The following is a 20,891-nucleotide window of genomic DNA, read 5'->3' on the forward strand; positions in this document are numbered from 1 at the left end:
CTTCCTTGGGATGTGCATCACTTTTGCTTGACGGCGGAGCGCGCTTGTAATATTAGAACGCGAATTCGATCGTATCCACGGCACTCTTTGCGCCTGCCGCCGGTTTATGACATTCAATCCGACTTAGCTCATATTGTGGATTTTCCACAATTTGAGACAGTACCCGCAGGTAATCCTCGGTTAAGGTGCGGATCATCGTTTCTTTGAACAGCTTGGTCGCGTAGAAAAAGCCCCCGCTCAGCGACCCTTCGTTTTCATACATAAACAGTGTCAGATCAAACTTCGCTTCTTCCAAATGGTCAAGCTCGTAATTCTTCAGGCTGACCCCTTCCAGTTCGGCGTCTCGTTCTTCGATATTTTGCAAGTCGAAAACGGCATCAAACAGTGGGAAGCGGCCCGGCTCGCGCTTCACATTCAAACGCTCCACGAGCTCCTCGAATGGATAATCCTGATTCTCAAAAGCTCCCAAAGCCGTTTCCTTCACTTCATCAAGGTAGGACAGGAACGTTTTTTCGCCTGACGGACGATTGCGGAGCGCCAGTGTATTAACAAACATGCCGATGACCGACTCCAAATCGGCGTTAGTTCTTCCCGCCACCGGGGTGCCTACGATTAAGTCTTCCTGCCCGCTGTACTTGGACAGCAACACGGTATATGCGGCAAGCAGTACCATGTACAGCGTGCTTTCACGCTCGGCCGCCAATTCACGCAGCCGCGCAGAGAGAGAAGCATCGACATCGAACTCCAGATGCGCGCCTTCGTAGTTGCGAACTGTAGAACGTTCGTAGTCCATCGGCAGATCCCCCGTCGGCAGATCGCCTTCAAAGGTTTGCAGCCAGTACGCTTCCTGTCGCCCGATCCGCTCTCGGTGAACCTCTGACTGCTGCCAAACGGCATAATCCTTATATTGAATGCGTAGTGGCAGCAGTTCTTCCCCGGCGTATAAACTCGAAAACTCATCCATCACAATCGCCATCGATATGCCGTCCGACACAATATGGTGCATATCGAAAAGGAGAATATACCGGTTCGGCTCCAGTTCGACGACTCCGGCGCGCAGCAGCGGTGGCTTGCCGAGATCAAACGGACGTACGAAGTTGCGGACGATCTGCTCAACTTGAGCCGTATCCTCTGTATCCGCTTGATGATGCTCGATAGCAAAATCGACCTGCGTATAAATCCGCTGGACCGCTTCGCCCTTCACCATTTCAAAACCGGTGCGCAGCGATTCATGCCGTGTTATCAGTTTCCGCAACGAGGCTTCCAACCGGTCTAAATCAAACTTACCTTCCACCTGCACCAGTTCCGGCATGTTGTAAAGCTGATCCGCTCCATCCAGCGTGTGCTGAATAAACAGCCGTTTCTGCGCGGAGGACAGAGGGTAGCACTCTCTCTCTTCCGCTTGAGGAATGGCCTCATGCTCCCGCCGTTCCATCCGGGCAATCGCATCGGCCATCGACGCAATCGTGGAGTGACGGAATACGTCGCGCAGCGGCAGATTGACGTTTAATTCCTTAAATACCTTGCCCGCTAATGTCGTCGCTCGCAGGGAGTGCCCACCGATGTCGAAGAAGTTATCGTAAACGCCAATCTCCTTCGTAAGCCCCAGCACCTCCTGCCAAATTACCGCCAGCTTTGTTTCCAGCTCATTGCGCGGTGCGACGTACTCCGTTCCACTTCCAGCTTCCCCTTCCGGCACCGGCAGTGCCTTCCGGTCAAGCTTTCCGTTCGGCGTCAGAGGCAGGCGCTGCAGCTCCACGAAGTACGACGGGATCATGTAACCTGGCAGCTCCAGTGCCAACGCACTGCGCAGATCGTTCACTAACAGCTTCGCACCAGTATCCGGCGTGTAATACGCACACAGCGCCTTCTGCCCGTTCGCATCACTTCGAACCAGCACCACCGCTTCGCGCACACCTTCCACCCGCAACAGCTGCGACTCAATCTCACCCGTCTCGATCCTGTAACCACGGATTTTCGCTTGATTGTCGATCCGGCCGATGAAATCTACGTTTCCGTCCTCCATCCACCGCGCCAAATCTCCCGTGCGATACAATCGCTCACCAGCTGTGAAAGGGCTGTCTACAAACTTCTCTTCCGTCAGCTCTGGACGGTTCAAGTACCCACGTGCTACCCCAACACTGCCGATAACCAGCTCGCCCAGCACCCCGACCGGTACGGGATTCAGATGTGCATCCACGATGTAAAACTTCGCATTTAACCACGCTTTGCCAATCGGCACATGACCTGTCTGCGGCAGTTTCTCCAAATCCTCGTCATAGAAACTGGAATCAATTGCTGCTTCCGTTACGCCGTAGGCGTTAATGATGCGAAACGACGGGCCGAACCGTTCCTGCAAGGTACGGTAATCTGCCACGCTGCAGCTGTCCGAGCTTGTGATCAGCAGCTCCATACCGCTTAACTCCAACCCCTGCTCATGCACGTATTCCATAAACGGTACGATCAGTGCCGGCGTTGATTCAAAGATCGTCACTTGCTCCCGCTCTATCCAGTAGTGCAGACGAGATGGATCGATCCGGTCGTCCTTCGGTACAATGACCATGCTGCCTCCGTTATACAACGTCCGCGCGATATCACCCACGAACACGTCAAACGAGAAGCTAGCGAGTTGCAACAGACGCACCGGGAACTGATCCAACCGGTATTCCCGTCGGTAACCCGCTGCCGTGTTCACCAGGCTGCGGTGCTCGATCATTACACCCTTGGGCTTGCCCGTTGTACCCGACGTATAGATTACATAGGCCAAATCCTCTGGACGAGCTTCATGGAAGCTGTCCATACCAACAACATCAACATCATTTGGATGACTCTCGCCACCACCGTTCACAGCACCCGTCAGCTCGCCGGAGACCAGACCTGAAACCATGCTGGAGCCTTGGCCGAAGTCCATTGGAGCATTCTCCCGGTCTTCGCTGTATGACATTTCGTCGTCGAGGTACAGCACCTTCGCCAGTGACAGTTCCTCTTCGCCGAGCCAGGCTTCGGCACGCTCTCGCAGCGGCGTTTGTGTCAACAGCACTTTCGCTCCGCTGTCTTCCAGCATGAACCGCACGCGGTCTGCCGGATAATCCGGGTCAAGCGGTATATACGCCCCGCCCGCTTTCCAGACGGCCAGCACGGCCACCAGCAAATCGACCGAACGCTCGGCGAGAATGCCGACGATTGACTCCCGGCCGATGCCACTTGTGCGCAGTGTAGCCGCCAAGCGGTTCGCTCGTTCGTTCAGCTCCACATACGTTAGTCGGTTATTTTCATACACGACGGCTTCCGCTTTCGGTGTACGTTCCGCCTGTTCCTCGAACAGGCGGTGGAACGCCGCCACAGGAGCCTCTTCCGGCTGCGCCGGGTTAAACGCGCAGACCATTTCTTCTTTTTCCGCTGCTGTCAGCAAGTCCAGCTCGGCAATCTTCGCATCTGGACGGTTCACAATTGTCACGAGCAACTGCTCGTAATGTTTTGCCAACCGTTCAATCGTCTCCCTTTTATAAAGAGCAGTCGCATATTCGAAGCTGTAATCCAATCCGCCGTTTTCCTCGCCCACATCCAAGCTGATATCAAACTTCGCAGTATCCAGTACGCTCGGATAAGGAATCAGGCGAAGCCCTTCCAGCTCAAATTGCTCATTCTCCGTATTTTGCATCGTAAACATCGTGTCGAAGAGTGGATTACGGCTTAAATCACGGGTGACTTGCACCTTGTCCACCAATTGTTCAAACGGATAGTTCTGATACTCAAACGCACGCAGAGTTGTTTCTTTGACTTCGTTTAGGTATGACAGGAATGTCTTCTCCGAAGCCGGATAACTGCGAATCGCCAACGTGTTTAGGAAAATCCCGATTAACGGCTGCACATCTCCATGATTCCTTCCGGCAATCGGCGTACCAACGATCACATCTTCCTGACCTGAATATTTGTGCAAAAGCATGTTATACGCCGCAAGTAGCACCATAAACAGCGTCGTGCCCGTTTCCGAAGCCAGCTGTTTCAGGCCGTCGGTTTTTGAAGCGTCGAAGAAAAACTCCATCGTTTGGCCCTCATAGCTCTGTACAGCAGGACGTGGATAGTCGGTCGGCATTTCCAGCACTGGAAGCTCGCCCTGGAACATGTCCAGCCAATACATCCCCTGATGCTGAAGCCGTTCCTGTTGCTCCTGCGAATGCTGCCAAACGGTGTAGTCTTTGTACTGAATGCGCAGCGGCTCCAATTGCTCTCCACCATACAAACGCACAAATTCTTCAACAAAGATTTCCATCGAAACGCCGTCAGAAATAATATGATGCATGTCGTACATCAGAATATGGCGTTCCGCAGCCAGTTCAACAAGGCCTACCCTCAACAGCGGTGGCTTAGCCAAGTCAAATGGACGGACGAAACCGTGAACCACCGCTTCGACCTCTTGCTCATCCGCTTGATAGAACTCCACCTCAAAATTCACATCCTGGTAAACCCGCTGTGATGCTTCGCCGTCCACCATTTCGAACCCGGTGCGCAGCATTTCATGCCGCGCCACGAGCTTACGGAACGTTTCTTCGAACCTTGTTCGGTCCAAAGCACCTTCCAGCAGCATCGCTTCCGGCATGTTGTAGCTAAGCTCCGCACCTTCCAGCTGATTCAGGATAAAGAGACGTTTTTGAGCAAAAGATTGCGGGTACACCTCTCGGTCATCCGCCACCGGAATGGCAACAAATGTCTGCTCATCCAGCCGGTAAATGACGGCCGCCATGCTCTCGATCGTGGAATGGCGGAACACGTCGCGCAGTGGCAGATCCACGTTTAACTCTTTATGAATCTTGCTAACCAACGTTGTCGCGCGCAGGGAGTGGCCACCGATGTCGAAGAAGTTATCGTGAACACCAATCTCCTTTGTAAGCCCAAGCACTTCCTGCCAAATGACCACCAGCTTCATTTCCAGCTCATTGCGTGGTGCGACATACTGTGTTCCGCTTCCCGCTTCTCCTTCCGGCGCTGGCAGCGCCTTTCGGTCAAGCTTCCCGTTCGGTGTCAGAGGCAGATGCTCCAGCTCCACGAAGTACGACGGGATCATGTAACCCGGTAGCTCCTGTGCCAGCGCGCTGCGCAGATCGTTCACCAACAGCCTCGCACCAGTATTCGGTGTGTAATACGCACACAGCATCTTCTGCCCGTTCGCATCATCACTTCGAACCAGCACCACCGCTTCGCGCACACCTTCCACCCGCAGCAGCTGCGACTCTATCTCACCCGTCTCGATCCGGTAACCCCGAATTTTCGCTTGGTTGTCGATTCGGCCGATGAAGTCCACGTTCCCGTCTTCCATCCACCGCGCCAAGTCTCCCGTGCGGTACAGCCGCTCGCCCGTGACAAATGGGCTGCCCACAAACTTCTCTTCAGTCAGCTCTGGACGGTTCAAGTACCCGCGCGCCACACCGACTCCGCCGATAACCAATTCGCCCAGCACCCCGACCGGTACGGGATTCAGATGTGCATCCACGATGTAAAACTTCGCATTTAACCATGCTTTTCCAATCGGCACATGGCCTGTCTGCGGCAGTTTCTCCAACTGCTCGTCATAGAAACTGGAGTCGATTGCCGCTTCCGTCACGCCGTAGGCGTTGATGATGCGGAACGACAGGCCGAACCGTTCCTGCAAGGTCCGGTAATCTGCCACACTGCAGCTGTCCGAGCTAGTGATCAACAGCTCCATACCGCTTAACTCCAACCCCTGCTCATGCACATGCTCCATGAACGGCACGATCAGTGCTGGTGTTGATTCAAAGATCGACACTTGCTCGCGTTCTATCCAGTAGTACAGACGAGACGGATCAATCCGGTCGTCCTTAGGCACAATGACCATGGTACCGCCGTTGTACAGCGTCCGCGCAATGTCACCCACGAACACGTCAAACGAGAAGCTTGCGAGCTGCAACAGCCTTACCGGGAACTGATCCAACCGGTATTCCCGTCGGTAACCCGCTGCCGTGTTCACCAGGCTGCGGTGCTCGATCATTACACCCTTTGGCTTACCCGTCGTACCTGACGTGTAGATTACATAGGCCAAATCCTCTGGACGAGCTTCATGGAAGCTGTCCATACCAACAACATCAACATCATTTGGATGACTCTCGCCACCACCGTTCACAGCACCCGTCAGCTTGCTGGAGACTTTACCGGAAACCATGCTGGAGCCAAGCGGTGCATTCTCCCAGTCTTCGCTGTATGACGTTTCGTCGTCGAGATACAGCACCTTCGCCAGTGCCAGTTCCTCTTCGCTGAGCCAGGCTTCAGCACGCTCTCGCAACGGCGTTTGTGTCAGCAGCACCTTCGTTCCGCTGTCTTCCAGCATGAACCGCACGCGGTCCGCCGGATAGTCCGGGTCGAGCGGTACATACGCCCCGCCCGCTTTCCAGACGGCCAGCACGGCCACCAGCAAATCGACCGAACGCTCGGCGAGAATGCCGACGATTGACTCCCGGCCGATGCCACTTGCGCGCAGCGTTACCGACAGGCGGTTCGCCCGCTCATTCAGCTCCGCATACGTCAGCCGATCGTTTTCGTACACGACTGCCTCCGCTTCCGGAGTGCTCTCCGCTTGTTCCTCGAACAGTCGGTGGAACGCCGCCACAGGAGCCACTTCCGACTGCGCCGGGTGGAACGCGCCGATAATTTGCTCTTTTTCCTCTGCCGTCAGCAAGTCCAGTTCGGCAATCTTCGCATCTGGATGGCTTACAATCGCCGCAAGCAAATGTCCAAAATGAATCGATAGCCGCCGGATCGTGCTTTCTTTATAAAGAGCCGTTGCGAATTCAAAGTTGCACTCCAATCCGCCATCTTCTTCCGTAACATCCACACTCAGGTCGAACTTGGCCATACCATATTCGCTAGGGTACGATGACAATTTCAGCCCTTCCAGCTCAAACTCTGACTCCTCCAGGTTTTGCAGGGAGAACATCGTGTCAAACAGCGGGTTGCGGCTCAAATCCCGGCTAACCTGCACTTTATCGACGAGTTCTTCGAAAGGATAATTCTGATGCTCGTAAGCGCCTAAGGTCGTTTCTTTCACTTCTTCCAAATACGACAGGAAGGTCTTCTCCGAAGCCGGATAATTGCGGATCGCCAGCGTGTTGACAAACATTCCGATCAAGGGCTGCATATCGCCGTGTGTTCTGCCCGCAATCGACGTGCCAACGATCAAATCATCCTGACCTGTGTATTTATGCAAAAGCACGGTATATGCGGCAAGCAACACCATATATAGCGTCGTTCCTCTTTGAGCGGCTAGCTGCTTCAAGCCTTCGTTCGTTGCCTCGTCCACAAAAGACGTCAGCGTATGTCCCTCATAGCTCTGTACAGCAGGACGCGGATAGTCCATTGGCATTTCAAGAACCGGCAGCTCGCCCCGGTAACGGTCCAGCCAGTAAGCTTCCTCGCGTTTCAATTGCACTTTTTGCTCGTCCGATTGCTGCCATACCGCATAGTCCTTGTACTGAATGCGCAAAGGTTCTAATGAATCGCCGCCGTACAAACGAACGAGTTCCTCAACGAACACGTCCATCGAAACCCCGTCGGAGATGATATGGTGCATGTCAAACATCAGTAAATAACGATCGGCTGCCAGCTCTACGAGCTCGGCACGCAGCAACGGTGGCTTCGCCAAGTCGAAAGGTCGGATAAAAGCCTGCACGACTGCAGATGCTTCTTCCTCGTTCCCATGTCGACACACAACGGCAAAATCAACGCTCTCATAAATACGCTGTACCGCTTCGCCTTGCACGATCTCAAATCCGGTTCGCAACGTTTCATGACGTTCGATCAGTCCGCGGAAAGCTTTCTCCAGCAGGCTATGGTCAATCGATCCTTCGAGCAGCAGCACACCCGGCATGTTATAGCTCTGATCGGCTCCTTCCAGCTGATTCAGGATAAACAGCCGCTTCTGAGCTGAGGAAAGTGGATAATACGCTCTTTCATCTGCCAGCGGAATCGACGAGAACAACTGCTCTTCAATCCGGGAGAGGGCGAGAGCCATCTCTTCGATCGTTGAGTAGCGAAATACGTCGCGCAGAGGCAACTCGACGTTCAACTCCTGATGCACCTTGCTCACCAGTGTCGTTGCCCGCAGGGAATGGCCGCCCAAGTCAAAGAAGTTATCCTGAACCCCGATGTGTTCCAATCCGAGCACGCTTTTCCATATTTCAGCCAAGCTGGCTTCCAACGGAGTTCGAGGCGGAGTATGTCCTTCGCCCGGCAACAAGCTCTCCTCAGGTGCCGGGAGGGAGCGGCGGTCGACCTTACCGTTCGTCGTCAGCGGAAGCCGTTCCAACTGGATCAGGTACGCCGGGATCATATAGGCAGGAAGTTCCTGGGAAAGGACGCTCTTCAGCTCGGCCGCCGGAAGCTCACGGTCCGCTTCATAATAGGCGCAAAGCTGCTTCTCGCGCGAGGCGTTTTCCCGCGCAAATACCGTCGTTTTCCGAATTCCCTCCACTTTCTGAAGCTGTGCTTCGATCTCGCCCAGCTCAATACGGAAGCCGCGGACTTTCACTTGATCATCCGTCCGCCCCACGTATTCAATCGTGCCGTCCGGTAGCCATTTTGCCAAATCCCCTGTACGGTACATGCGCTCTCCCGGCACAAACGGATGGTCCACAAATTTCTCCGCCGTTAGCTCCGGCCGGTTATTGTAGCCCTGTACCAAGCCTTCTCCGCCGACGCAAAGCTCCCCGGCCACGCCGATCGGCAGAAGTTTATTCTGGCTGTCGACGATATACACCGTCGTATTGCTGATCGGCCGTCCGATGGGTACGGTAACCGCGGACTCATTCACAAAGTCGACTGGAAGATACGTGGTATAAACCGTGCTTTCTGATGGGCCGTACAGGTGGTTAAGCCTGCCCGGTCCGATATGAGCGAGCGCTTTACGCACATGGCCGACCGACACGCGCTCTCCTCCGAACAAAATCGCCCGGACATCACGCAGGCAGTCGACGTTCACATCTACAAGGACGTTGAAGAAAGCCGTCGTAATTAGCATGACCGAGATTCGCTCGCGCTGGATGAGATCCGCCAGCTGGCCGATTTCCAGCAAAGTCTCGTGGGGAACCAGCACCAGCCGTGCCCCGTTGGTCAAAGCACCGAAAATATCAAAAATCGCTCCGTCAAACGAATAGCTCGAAAGCTGGAGGACATGATCCCGCTCAGTGATGTCGATATAATTCGTATTTCGCACGATCCGTACAATATTGCGGTGCGAAACAAGGTTTCCTTTTGGCTTGCCCGTCGTGCCTGACGTATAGATGATGCAAGCCAGATCTGTCGCTTCGTTGCCCGAATTTAGATTTGTGCGGTCCTCGTGATAGAAGGACTCGTCATCCAGTAAAATCACGGAGTCCGAACCCGCCAGGCGCTCGCGTAATCGGCTTTGCGTCAGCATGACCTGCGCACCTGAATCCTCGATCAAGAAACGGATACGCTCCTCGGGATATTCCGGGTCAATCGGTACGTAAGCCGAACCGGCTTTGTGTGCCGCCAGCATACCCACCACCATTTCGATGGAACGCTCAGCCATAATGGCGACCAGGCGGCCTTTGGAAATCCCGTGGCTACGCAAGGTACGAGCAAGGCGGTTAACGCGTTCGTTCAGCTCGCAATAGGTCAGCTCTTGCCCATTCAAGGAGATGGCAGCTGCATTCGGGATGCGCTCCGCCTGCTCTTCGAACAATTGAATGAGCGTTTTCCCGCGCGGAAATTCCGTTGTGGTGTCGTTAAAACGTCCGAGAAGGTCAGCTTTTTCCGCCTCCGTCACAAGTTCCAGCTCGCCCACGGTAATCTCCGGGTTATCCGTCACCTGCTCCAGCAAATGAACGAGATGCCCCTTGAGCCGCTCAATGCTATCTTTATCAAACACTTCGGCGTTAAAGTCGAACCGAATTTCGATCTCGTCTCCCGGCACCACGGTGACGTTAAAGTTATAGTTTGTCTGCTCCTCCATCTGAACATCAGCAATCGTCAGGTCGCCGTGCTGCTGGTCTCCCGCCTGCTCCATCTGCTCGTCCACCGGATAGTTCTCAAAAGCGATGATATGGTTGATCAGGTTCTGCTTTTGTATGCTGCGGGCCTGAATTTCATACAGCGGATAGTAATCATAACGCCCGGACTCCAATGCCCGCTCTTGAAGCTTCGCCATCAGGTCGGCGAACACGGTGTCCGCTTCACTCGTGACCCGGACCGGCACCGTATTAATGAACAGCCCGATCATGGACTCAATGCCCGGAATTTCCGCCGGTCTTCCTGCCACGACGCTACCGAATACGGCATCGTTTGTTCCGTTATATTTTTGCAGCATCACGCCCCAAATAGCTTGCAGCAGTGTATTGACCGTAACCAGGCGCTGTTTCGCCACCCGGTCCATCCGCTCGCTCAAGTCCTTGCCCAGCTCGGCGGTGACGTGATCAGCCGTAAATCTGCCGTTGGGCGCCACTTCCTTTTGTCCCGGGAGTACGGTTTGCCCTTCATAACCTGCCAGGAATGCCATCCAATAGCTTGATGCCGCCTGATCGTCCTGTTTCTCCAACCATTCGATATAGGCGCCATAATCCGATCGCTTATCTCCCGCTGACTGCTCGCCGGATACCAAGGCCGAGTATGCCTCAAACAGCTCCTGTGTCAGCTGAGTCAGGCACCAGCCGTCCATCAAAATATGTTGGAAACTCCACAGTACATGATAGCTTTGCTCTTCGGTGCGCAGGATCGTGAACCGAACGAGCGCGTCATGTTCCATATCGAAGCCGCGAAGCTTGTCCTCCTCGGCCTTTTTATCCAAGTAAGCTTGTTTCTCGTCCATCTGCATATGAAGCAGCTCTTCATATTCAAAACCGACCGGTTTGTTGCGGTATATGATTTGCAGCGGCTCGCCCGCCGGTCCTTTCACAAAATTCGCCCGCAGCACCAGATGACGTTTCGCAAGTTCCATCCAACTCCTCTCAAAAAGCTGGACGTCGAGCGCTCCCCGCATCGTAAACCGCGTCTGCTCAAAATAAGCTGCCGTTTGCCGGTCAAGCGCGCTGTGGAACCACATCCCCTTCTGCATCGGCGTAAGTGAGTAAATATTTTCGATTTCCCCGAGATGCCCCGAGCGCTGGGAGATTTGCTCCAATTCTGCAATGGTCAAGCCTTTAAATTGCACGTCGCTCGGCGTCAATTCAGTGTTTTCTTTGCCTGCACAGTGGATAATGAGGTCTTGGAGACTTTGCTCAAGCCGCTGAGCGAGGGCTTCCATCGTTTCCTTGTGATACTGCTTCCGGCTGTAGCTGAGATCGAGCGATAAAGCGCCGTCCAGCACCATACCGTTGATATCCAGCACAAAGCTGCGGGCCTGCCGGTCGCTAGCCGGGCTGCCGCTGGAATAAGAAGATATGCCGATCTCGTCCTGGTCGACATCATCGTCGAACTGGCCGAGGTAGTTAAAATTAATTTCCGGCTCTGCGCCCCAAACCAATCCATCCTCCGATTTCGAGAGGTAGCGGCATATGCCGTACCCTAGCCCCTTGTTCGGAATACGGCGTAAGTTTTCCTTGACCTTTTTAATCTGATATGACAAATCTCGGTCGGTTTCCGGTTCAAGGACGACCGGAAACTTGGTCGTAAACCAGCCAACTGTACGCGTTATGTCGATATCCGTTCCGATCGATTCACGTCCGTGTCCTTCGAGATTGATCCGCACCCGTTCATGCCCCGTCCATTTGCGTAAGGCTATTCCGAGCGCCGTTACCAAAATATCATTCATTTCGGTGTTGTAGGCACGGTGAACCCGCTTCAGTAGCAGCTCCGTTTCTTCGGGAGTCAAACGGACAAACAGCGATTCGCTGTCATGCTGCGTCGTAACGTCCGCCTCCATATCCTTCGGCACGGCCAGAACCTCCATTTGTTCCACGGCCTGCCAATAGGCCCGTTCCTTTGCCATCTCCGGACTTTGCGCGTAAGCAGCCAGCTGCTCGGACCAAGTGCGGTACGCATCTGTTTTCGCCGGGAAACGAATTCCCTCGCTTTTTCTAATCTGCTCGTAACCTAGAGCGAAATCCTCCATCAAAATGCGCCAAGACACGCCGTCTACCACGGCATGATGAACCGCGAGCAGCAAATGATCTCCGTCCTCGCACTGGAACAGTGCCGCCTTCATGAGGGGCCCGTTCTCCAAATCAATGCCTGCTTGAATGTCCGTTGCCTTCGCTTCCACAGCCTGCGTGGGATTCTCCGCATCCTTAAAGTCGAACACGTCCAGCGTGAACAGCCCACCATCCTGAATCGCTCGGGTTAACGCACCAAACCCTTGTTCCGTCTTGCAGAACACCATGCGCAAGGCGTCATGATGCTCGGCCAGCTTTTGCAGCACCTGATACACTATCTCTTCGTTGAAGCGTTCCTTCCGGTACAGCATCACCGACTGGTTGAAATGATGTGGGTCCGCAAAGGAACTCTCGAAAAACCAATGCTGAATCGGCGTCAATGCCGTTTCACCCGTTATTTCGCCTTGATCGATGGTACGTCTGATCGGTTTCACATGCAGGCTGAGCTGTGAAATCGTCGGATATTTGAACAAATCCCGGATTTCCAGTTTGTACCCGGCTTGATGAAGCCTCGAAGATACTTGAATGGACTTGATCGAGTCTCCGCCCAGCTCAAAGAAATGATCCGTTACCCCAACACGATCGGCGTTCAATACCGCCTGCCACACATCAGCAAGCGTTTGCTCAGCTTCATTGCGGGGAGCTACGTACGCGCCGCCAGTCAGTGCGTTTCCTTCCGGGGCAGGTAAAGCCTTACGATCGATTTTGTCGTTCGGCGTGAGCGGCATCCGCGGAAGCTGAACAAAATGCGCCGGAATCATGTAATTCGGCAATTTTTGCGCCAGCGCGCTTCTCAGCTCGCCGAGCGTAAGAGGGAGGCTCGCGACCAGGTAAGCGCACAGTTCTTGCCCGCTTTTGCCTTCCCGCGCGATTACAATCGTCTCCTGCACGGCGTCGATCTTCAGAAGTTGCTCTTCAATCTCACCGACCTCGATTCGGAATCCACGGATTTTCACCTGATGGTCGATCCGGCCCAAGTACTCCATATTTCCGTCCGGCAGCCAGCGGGCGAGATCTCCTGTCCGGTAAAGGCGTTCTCCCGGCGCAAACGGATGTTCCACAAACTTCTCTGCCGTCAGCTCCGGTTGGTTCAGGTAACCTCTCGCAAGCCCCACGCCGGCCACGCATAGCTCGCCGTCCACTCCCGGAGGCACAAGTTGCAGGTGGGCATCCAAAATAAAAATCTGATGATTAGCCAGCGGGCGTCCGATCGGAATGACTCTGCACTCCGGCTGCTGCTCATCCGCATCCCAAAGCGTCGTAACAATCGAAGCTTCAGTTGGGCCGTAAGCATTGAAATAGTGAACCTTCGCTTTCCACTGCTGCACGAATTCGACCGATACGGCCGAACCTCCCGTTACAAGCTTTGTTAAGCTGGGAAGACGATCCGGGTTCAAATGAGCGCTGTACGTCGGAGGCAAAATCGCCGCTGTAATCGCATGCTCGTTCATATAACTCTCGAACAGACGAGTGTCGAGAATTGTTTCGGCCGTCGGGATGTACAAAGCCGCGCCAAAATAGAGTGCTTTGAATACTTCCCAGCAGGATGCGTCGAAGGACAAGCTCGCAAATTGTACGATCCGGTCATGCTCCGTGATGCCCAGCCTGTCTGCGAACATCAGCTTCAAGCTGACCAAACCACGATGCTCCAGCATGACCCCTTTGGGGTTGCCCGTTGTACCTGACGTATAAATGACATAAGCAAGATCGTTTGGACCGCTGACAGCCTCCAGGTTCGAGCCATCGTCGCTATAGGCTTGCTCGTCATCAAGCACCAATACGGTCCCTTGAAACGGGACTTGCTGTAACAGCTCTCTTTGAGTCAGCAGCAGCTGCGCGTTCGAGTTCTCCAGAATGTAGCGGATACGTTCTTCCGGGTACTCCGGGTCGATCGGCACGTAGGCACCGCCAGCTTTCAGAACCGCCAGAATGCCAATGACCGTCTCCAGTGATCTCCTGACCATCAAGCCTACTAACTGATTGGGCAGCACACCGACCGATCGTAGCGTACGCGCCAGCTGGTTTGCCCGTTCGTTCAACTCTGCGTATGAAAGCCGCTGCCCCTCAAAGACAACCGCAGTCGCCTCGGGCACACGCTTCGCTTGCTCCTCCACAAGCTGATGAATCGTCCGATCACGAGGATAGTCCTTCTCTGTATCGTTGAAGTTTTGCAGTAATTGAAATTTTTCGTCCTCCGACAGCATGTCAGCTCGCACGATGTCCAGTTCCAGCTCATAAAGCCCCACGGACAGCAGGCGATTCAGGTGGCCGACGACCCGACTCATGAACTCGGAGTCATATAAGTGCTCGTTATATGACAGCGCTAGCTGTATCGTCCCGCCGGTTAAACTGAATTCAAAGGAACAGTCCGTGACCACGTTTTGCCCAATTTCGTCCAGATGCAACTCCTTAAGGGATACTAGCGTATGAACGAAGGGTATCCCTTCAGCATATTGCAGATCCAGCTTCTCCGTCATTTTCAAGAACGGAATATGTTGATGCTGAATGGCTTCCGGCAAAGAAGTCCTCAGTTTGCTCAGAAGCGTCTTAAAAGTTGCCCCCACCGAAAGCGAGTTTTTCAAAATGACCGTATGATTAATGGATCGACGCGTCTCCCCCTTTTTCGGCACAACCGGCATGCCGACCAGAATGTCTGAAGCTCCTGTATATTTATGCAAGAGTGCCTGAACACCGGCGAGCAAAATCATAAAAGTAGCCAGCGGAGCACCCTTACTCATTTGAAGGACGCGCTGCGCCGCTTCCTCCGAAAGCCAACCGCCAACGGTTTTCACATTGGGCACCAGGGAGTTTGGAGCTTTGCTGTAAGGCAACCGCGTCAAGGTATAATCGTCACTACCGAATTTTTCGTTCCAAAACAACGTTTCTTTTTCAAAAGCCATCTGGATCGTTCCCCTCTCTTCATCGGTAAAAGCAATCCGGCGGAGCATATGCCGAAGCAACGCTCCAGCCTCGCTCCTCTCCTTTTCAAACATCTGACAACAACATCAATGGCTTGCGCAATGTCACCGCTTCATTTGCCCAGTTGATCGCATGCGGCAATCCTCTGCCTAGCAGCTGTCCCGCTCGCCTCCCATGCGTAAAGGACAACAACAAGCATCGTTCTACGCAAGAGATGCGGTTACTTCGGACTCCTCTGCTTCAAGAAGATTGCTGCCGACGAGTCACCCGAAGACGGGATTTGGTTTAACATGGGATTCAGAATTGGATTTGGGGATAGACGACAAGGAATGTTCTTCCTGTCGATGTAAGGCTTGCCGCAGGGTTGCAGCCGTCCAGCAGGAAGGCGACCGTACCTCCTGATTTGGCACCCGAGCTGCCTTTGACGAAGCCTATGTTTAAGGGGTATTGATACACTCTATGTACGATTTGCTTATTCCCCCACAGCCCTGGTGTGGATAAGTAAAGATTCGGCTGCGGGGTAGTGAGCTTTTCCTGACGATTAAATTTAACGAGGGTACTGCATGAGACTCAAGGAATGCTCCGCATGGCACGAACGGTACTGCCCTTGGATTGCCGGAGAATTCCATGCTGATTGACGTTACCGCAGGTAGCATGAGGAGAAAGCGCTACCTTAACATCAAGTCGGCACGCCCTCCGGAAGGCACTTTCATGCCTCTTGCCGGGGGCGGCCATCGGCTTGGCCAAGCTTAGGTCGTTACTAACAAATCCTTGGTCTCCTGAGAGATCACCTGCTGCATACTTGACTTGATAATGGCGCAGCCGGCGGTCAGATGCTCCATCGAGACGGTAAGCGGAGGCATGATCTTCAGCACACAATCTCCTCTGCCGGCTCTTTCAATGATGAGCCCGTTTTCGAAGCTGATATCCGTCACCCGCTTCGCCCCGGCTTCATCCATGAACCCCGAGACGTCAATGCCCCAGATCAGGCCGAGTCCGCGGATGGCGATGGACGGATGCAGAGGCTTGATTTCTTGATCAAGGAACGAGCGCACATACTCTTCCTTCTGCTTCACCTGAGCTTCCAGTTCGGTTCTGTCCCGGAACTCGAGAGCAGCCTTCGCGGCCACAAAAGCCAGCTGGTTGCCGCGGAAGGTGCCGTTGTGCTCGCCTGGCGTCCAGATATCCAGTTCGGGCTTCAGCAGCAGGAGGGACATTGGCAGGCCGTACCCGCTGATCGACTTCGACAGGGTAATGAGATCCGGCTCGATCCCTGCACGTTCGAAGGAGAAGAATTCGCCTGTCCGACCGCATCCTACTTGAATCTCGTCTGTAATGAGCAGAATATCGTGCCTGCGGCAAAGCTGCTGCAGCTCGCGTAGCCACTGCGCGTCGACAACGTGAATTCCTCCTTCGGCTTGTACCGTTTCAAGTAGGATCGCGGCCGGCTTGTCGATTCCGGAGTGCGAATCAGTCAGGATATTCTCGATATAGCCGAGCGTATCCATTTCTGCGAAAGCCCCGCTCGGGTGCGGCATGAACGTAACTCCGTCCAGAGGGAGCCCCGCCCCTTCTCTCATGGACTTGGAGCTTGTCGCCGACAAACTGCCGAGCGACATGCCGTGGAAGCCACCCATGAATGCGAATATTCCACTTCTCTTCTTCGCCTTGCGTGCGAGCTTCAGGGCCGCTTCCACCGCATTCGTCCCTGTTGGACCGCAGAATTGAAGCTTGTAATTCAGCTTCTTCGGCTCCAGGATCCGCTCTGAGAAGCTCTGGATGAATTCACGTTTGGCCATTGTATACATATCCAGACCGTGCATAATCCGGTCAGAGGTCAAGTAATCGAGAACCCGGTCTTTAATATAATCGTTGTTATGGCCGTAATTGAGTGCCCCGGCACCTGCAAAGAAATCAATATATGCTCTTCCGTCCTCAGAATATAAAAGGTCTCCCTTGGCCCGGTCGAATACCACCGGAAAGCTTCTGCAGTAAGATCTTACGTTGGATTCCAGCTTTTCAAAAATGCTCACTCACTTCATCCTCCATCGGAATTGGGATAAGGTTGGCTCCATCTTTCTGAACCTTCCTTTCTGAACCTTCTGACGTCATGGAGCAACATATTCTAGGCTGTCATTTTCCACAATTGTTGGTCCCCGCATGCCGGCTTGTTGGTTAGCCAGTAGACTGGTCTCTCGCACACAGCTTGGATGGGTATAAAAAACCCTACAATTCCAGTTATTAGAATAATAGGGAATAAGACCTAGGTTGAATTATATCAAAATTTACAAGAATGTATAGTGAAATTTTTGTTAAATATAGTCATTATAATGTTAAATTTGGTTCACCAAACATAATGTGTTAACATTTTTCGTTAAAAAGAGTGAATAGCGAAGAAACGTTGGGAATGGTTTTACAACAATCGAGGAATTCGACGCGTGTTGACATTCAGCCATGAAACAGGATAATTTGGTATATAATACCTTTTAATATTCTTTGCCGGTGTTCCGAATCCTTGCACTTTGCATTAACTTAACATGATTACCTGACCAATTTCTGAAAGCCTGGCTGAAGCTGGCCGCAGCATCCACACGGATGGCAGCCGACATCGTTTTGTATCACGCCTTCTTCTCTACACCTCCGTTAGAATAAAGGGTAAATATATTCTGCTCCTCCTCATCAAACCATACGCGAGATTTTCCCTCATACGCTTTTCTATGTCCTTCACTCATTTACATATAGATTACAATGGCGTTCTGAATCCAAGTTGAACAGACATGATTTCACTTCGCGTAATAAGCTTCTTCATCCAGCAAATTTTTGCTTCTTGGCATACCATTTTGTGAGTCACTGAAAGATGTTCCAGTCCCATTTGGCATCTTCCTTTATTGTTCAAATGATCCCGTATGCCCGATCCACATCCTTCTTGGAGATATATTTGCACTTACGAGTTGCGAATGTTAATGACTCTCTTTAAGAAGTTGATGACATTCGTGCATAAAGAATATTTCAAATGTAAAAATTACAAAAAAGTACTCTTCCTAAGGTAATCTATACTCTGGTGGATTTTCGTTCAATGAATAACCGCTATTTACAATGTACAAACACAAATAAGGTGGTTCTAATATTCAGAACCACCCTCCTGAAACATCAAAAAAGTCCTGATGACTTAGAGTCATCAGGATCATATTTTGTTTATACTTTATTAATTTACTGAATCTATTGATCAACCCATTATCCATGTCATTGGACAACAGTTCGTGTAGTTCTATACTTTTGTAAATGGTTCTACACTTATTTATCATTGGATAATAAACTAATTTGTACAGAATACCTTACTCAACCGTTACACTTTTCGCCAGGTTACGTGGTTTATCCACATCATGGCCCAGTGCCAGGGAAGCATAGTATGCCAGCAATTGCAGCGCAACTACAGACAAAGCAGGGCTAAGCAGTGGCAGCGTCTTAGGAATTGCAAACGCTTGGTCTACGGATTTCAGCAATGGTGCTACGTGCTCTTCATACGTAATTGCCAATACATCTGCGCCACGTGCTTTTACTTCCTTAATGTTGCTCACTGTTTTCTCAAGTACGTTCTCTTGCGTTGCCAAGGCAATAACAGGGATGCCGTCTTCGATCAATGCGAGCGTACCGTGTTTCAACTCACCCGCAGCATACGCCTCGGAGTGAATATAAGAGATCTCTTTCAGTTTCAACGATCCTTCTTGAGCTACTGCATAGTCAAGACCACGGCCAATGAAGAAGAGATGTTCATGTTTGGAGATTTGCTCTGCATATCCTTTGATTGCCTCCGCTTGCTCCAACATGGATTCCACTTGCTCTGGCAATGCTTGCATCGCTGCCAGCGTGTGCGCAATCTCTTCTGCAGATTGAGTACCACGAACTTGTGCAAGATACAGACCAAGCAAGTTAAACGCGATCAACTGCGAAGTATACGCTTTGGTAGAAGCTACTGCAATTTCAGGACCTGCCAATGTTGCGATAACATCATCTGCATCACGTGCAATGGAGCTACCCACTACGTTTGTGATTGCCAGTACATGTGCACCATTGGATTGTGCTTCACGCAATGCAGCAAGCGTATCGGCAGTTTCACCGGATTGGCTCACTACAATTACAAGTGTATCTTTGTGCACGATTGGGGAACGGTAACGGTACTCGGAAGCCACATCTGTTTCAACCGGAATACGTACCAATTGCTCAATCACTGTACGTCCAACCAGACCTGCATGGTACGCTGTACCACATGCAATGATTTGCACGTTACGGATATTTTTAATTTGTTCTTCAGTCATTTTCAACTCAGGAAGTTGAACTTTTTTGCCTTCATTATCGATGCGACCCAGCATAGTATCACGATATGCTTTTGGTTGCTCATGAATTTCTTTCAGCATGAAGTGCTCAAATCCGCCTTTTTCTGCGGTTACAGCATCCCAATCGACACGAATCATTTCCCGAGAAATAAAGTTACCTTCAATCGTCATCAATTCGACAGCATCATGTGTCAATACAGCCATTTCACCATCATTCAGAATGTACACGTTACGTGTATGTTCCAGAATTGCCGGGATGTCGGAACCAATGAAGTTCTCGCCTTCACCAATACCAATAATCAATGGGCTTGCTTGACGCACAGCTACGAGTTTCTCAGGCTCATGCTCTGTCAATACACCCAGTGCAAATGCGCCACGCAACAACGTGATCACTTTTTGTACTGTTTTGACGATATCACCATTGTATTCACGTGCGATCAGATGAGAGATAACCTCAGTATCTGTCTCGGAAGTGAACGTGTGACCTTGAGCCATCAATTCATCCTTCAGATCCAGGTAGTTCTCAATAATACCGTTATGCACAACAGAGAACTTCTGGCTTCCATCCGTGTGTGGATGAGAGTTCTCATCCGATGGTTTACCATGAGTTGCCCAACGTGTGTGTCCGATTCCGGCATTACCTACCAGTGGTGCACCATCCAGCTTGGCTTCAAGGTTCGCAAGACGACCGAGAGCTTTCGTGATTTGCAGACCTTCCGGTGTGAATACCGCGATACCTGCAGAATCATAACCACGATACTCAAGTTTCTTCAATCCTTCGACCAATACCGATTGAGTGTTCTTATTACCAATATATCCAACAATACCGCACATAGTTTATTTCCTCCGTTTGTATATGAATACTGTGTCACGAAGAGAAACAGGCAGAGGCGGCATATCGGAAAAATGAGAGATTGCCTAGCGTTTCATGAATACTTGGTACTTATTCAATTATCAATGATCAGAGCGACCTCGTGTCGCCCCGCTGTCATCATAAGCTGTTATGAATGCAATCATGAATGTACATCATTTTCCCGTCCGCGTACTGTTTACGCTCTTCACGCACATTCATTTGAATTTTAGTTTAACTCTTGCACCTGCACCGGCGCGTTGTGTGGACAGTCACCCATCCATTTTCCGCAATCCGGTTTACGGCTCTGGTGCTTCACCGGGAGGTCCCCGCCGAACAATCCGAACACCTCCACCTCGTCAGCTTGATTGCCGTTGATCTCCATCAGCCTTCCTTCAACCTCGAAGAAATCCTGATCAACATCTTCCCGCGCAACTCCAAGCTCTGGCGCTTGTGTAACTGTAACCTTACGTTCCTCACTTTCTGTGTCTGAATGACGACTCCACTCATTATATGCACGTCAGGTCCATTTTGCAATGGAGCAAAGTACCTGTGACAATTTCAGCATATTTACCCACAATCCCGACCGGATAAACGGACCTATGGTCTCATCAGGCCGGGACGCAGGAATATTCATGCATAAGTCCTAAATCATGTTATATTAAGCCT

5 protein-coding genes are annotated in these 20,891 nt (G+C 52.0%); 1 reads left to right on the forward strand and 4 read right to left on the reverse strand.

Annotated features, from left to right (window positions below):
* Nucleotides 1-52: 52 nt before the first annotated feature.
* The gene (locus MKY92_RS26610; protein ID WP_339298227.1) at nucleotides 53-15,112 is read right to left on the reverse strand and encodes an amino acid adenylation domain-containing protein; all 15,060 of its coding nucleotides are present in this window, start codon (nucleotides 15,110-15,112) and stop codon (nucleotides 53-55) included.
* A gap of 100 nt (nucleotides 15,113-15,212) precedes the next feature.
* On the opposite strand from MKY92_RS26610, the gene MKY92_RS26615 reads away from it, so the two are divergent.
* A complete protein-coding gene (locus tag MKY92_RS26615; protein ID WP_339298228.1) occupies nucleotides 15,213-15,440 on the forward strand; it encodes a hypothetical protein in 228 nt (75 codons plus the stop codon).
* Nucleotides 15,441-15,787: 347 nt separating this feature from the next.
* Here the strand turns inward: MKY92_RS26615 and ectB are convergent, their stop codons facing one another.
* The 3 genes from ectB to MKY92_RS26630 all read right to left on the reverse strand — a co-directional run bounded on the left by ectB (nucleotide 15,788) and on the right by MKY92_RS26630 (nucleotide 20,607).
* Entirely contained in the window at nucleotides 15,788-17,071 is a 1,284-nt protein-coding gene (gene ectB / locus MKY92_RS26620; RefSeq protein WP_076217242.1) for a diaminobutyrate--2-oxoglutarate transaminase, read from the reverse strand.
* A 1,302-nt stretch (nucleotides 17,072-18,373) separates the two neighbouring features.
* Nucleotides 18,374-20,206 (reverse strand): glutamine--fructose-6-phosphate transaminase (isomerizing), encoded by a 1,833-nt coding sequence (gene glmS / locus MKY92_RS26625; RefSeq protein ID WP_076217241.1) that lies wholly within the window; start codon nucleotides 20,204-20,206, stop codon nucleotides 18,374-18,376.
* Nucleotides 20,207-20,451: 245 nt separating this feature from the next.
* A complete protein-coding gene (locus MKY92_RS26630) occupies nucleotides 20,452-20,607 on the reverse strand; it encodes a hypothetical protein (protein WP_339298229.1) in 156 nt (51 codons plus the stop codon).
* Between the last annotated feature and the right edge of the window lie 284 nt (nucleotides 20,608-20,891).

Origin of the sequence: Paenibacillus sp. FSL R5-0623, assembly GCF_037974265.1 — a bacterium.
GTDB lineage: Bacteria > Bacillota > Bacilli > Paenibacillales > Paenibacillaceae > Paenibacillus.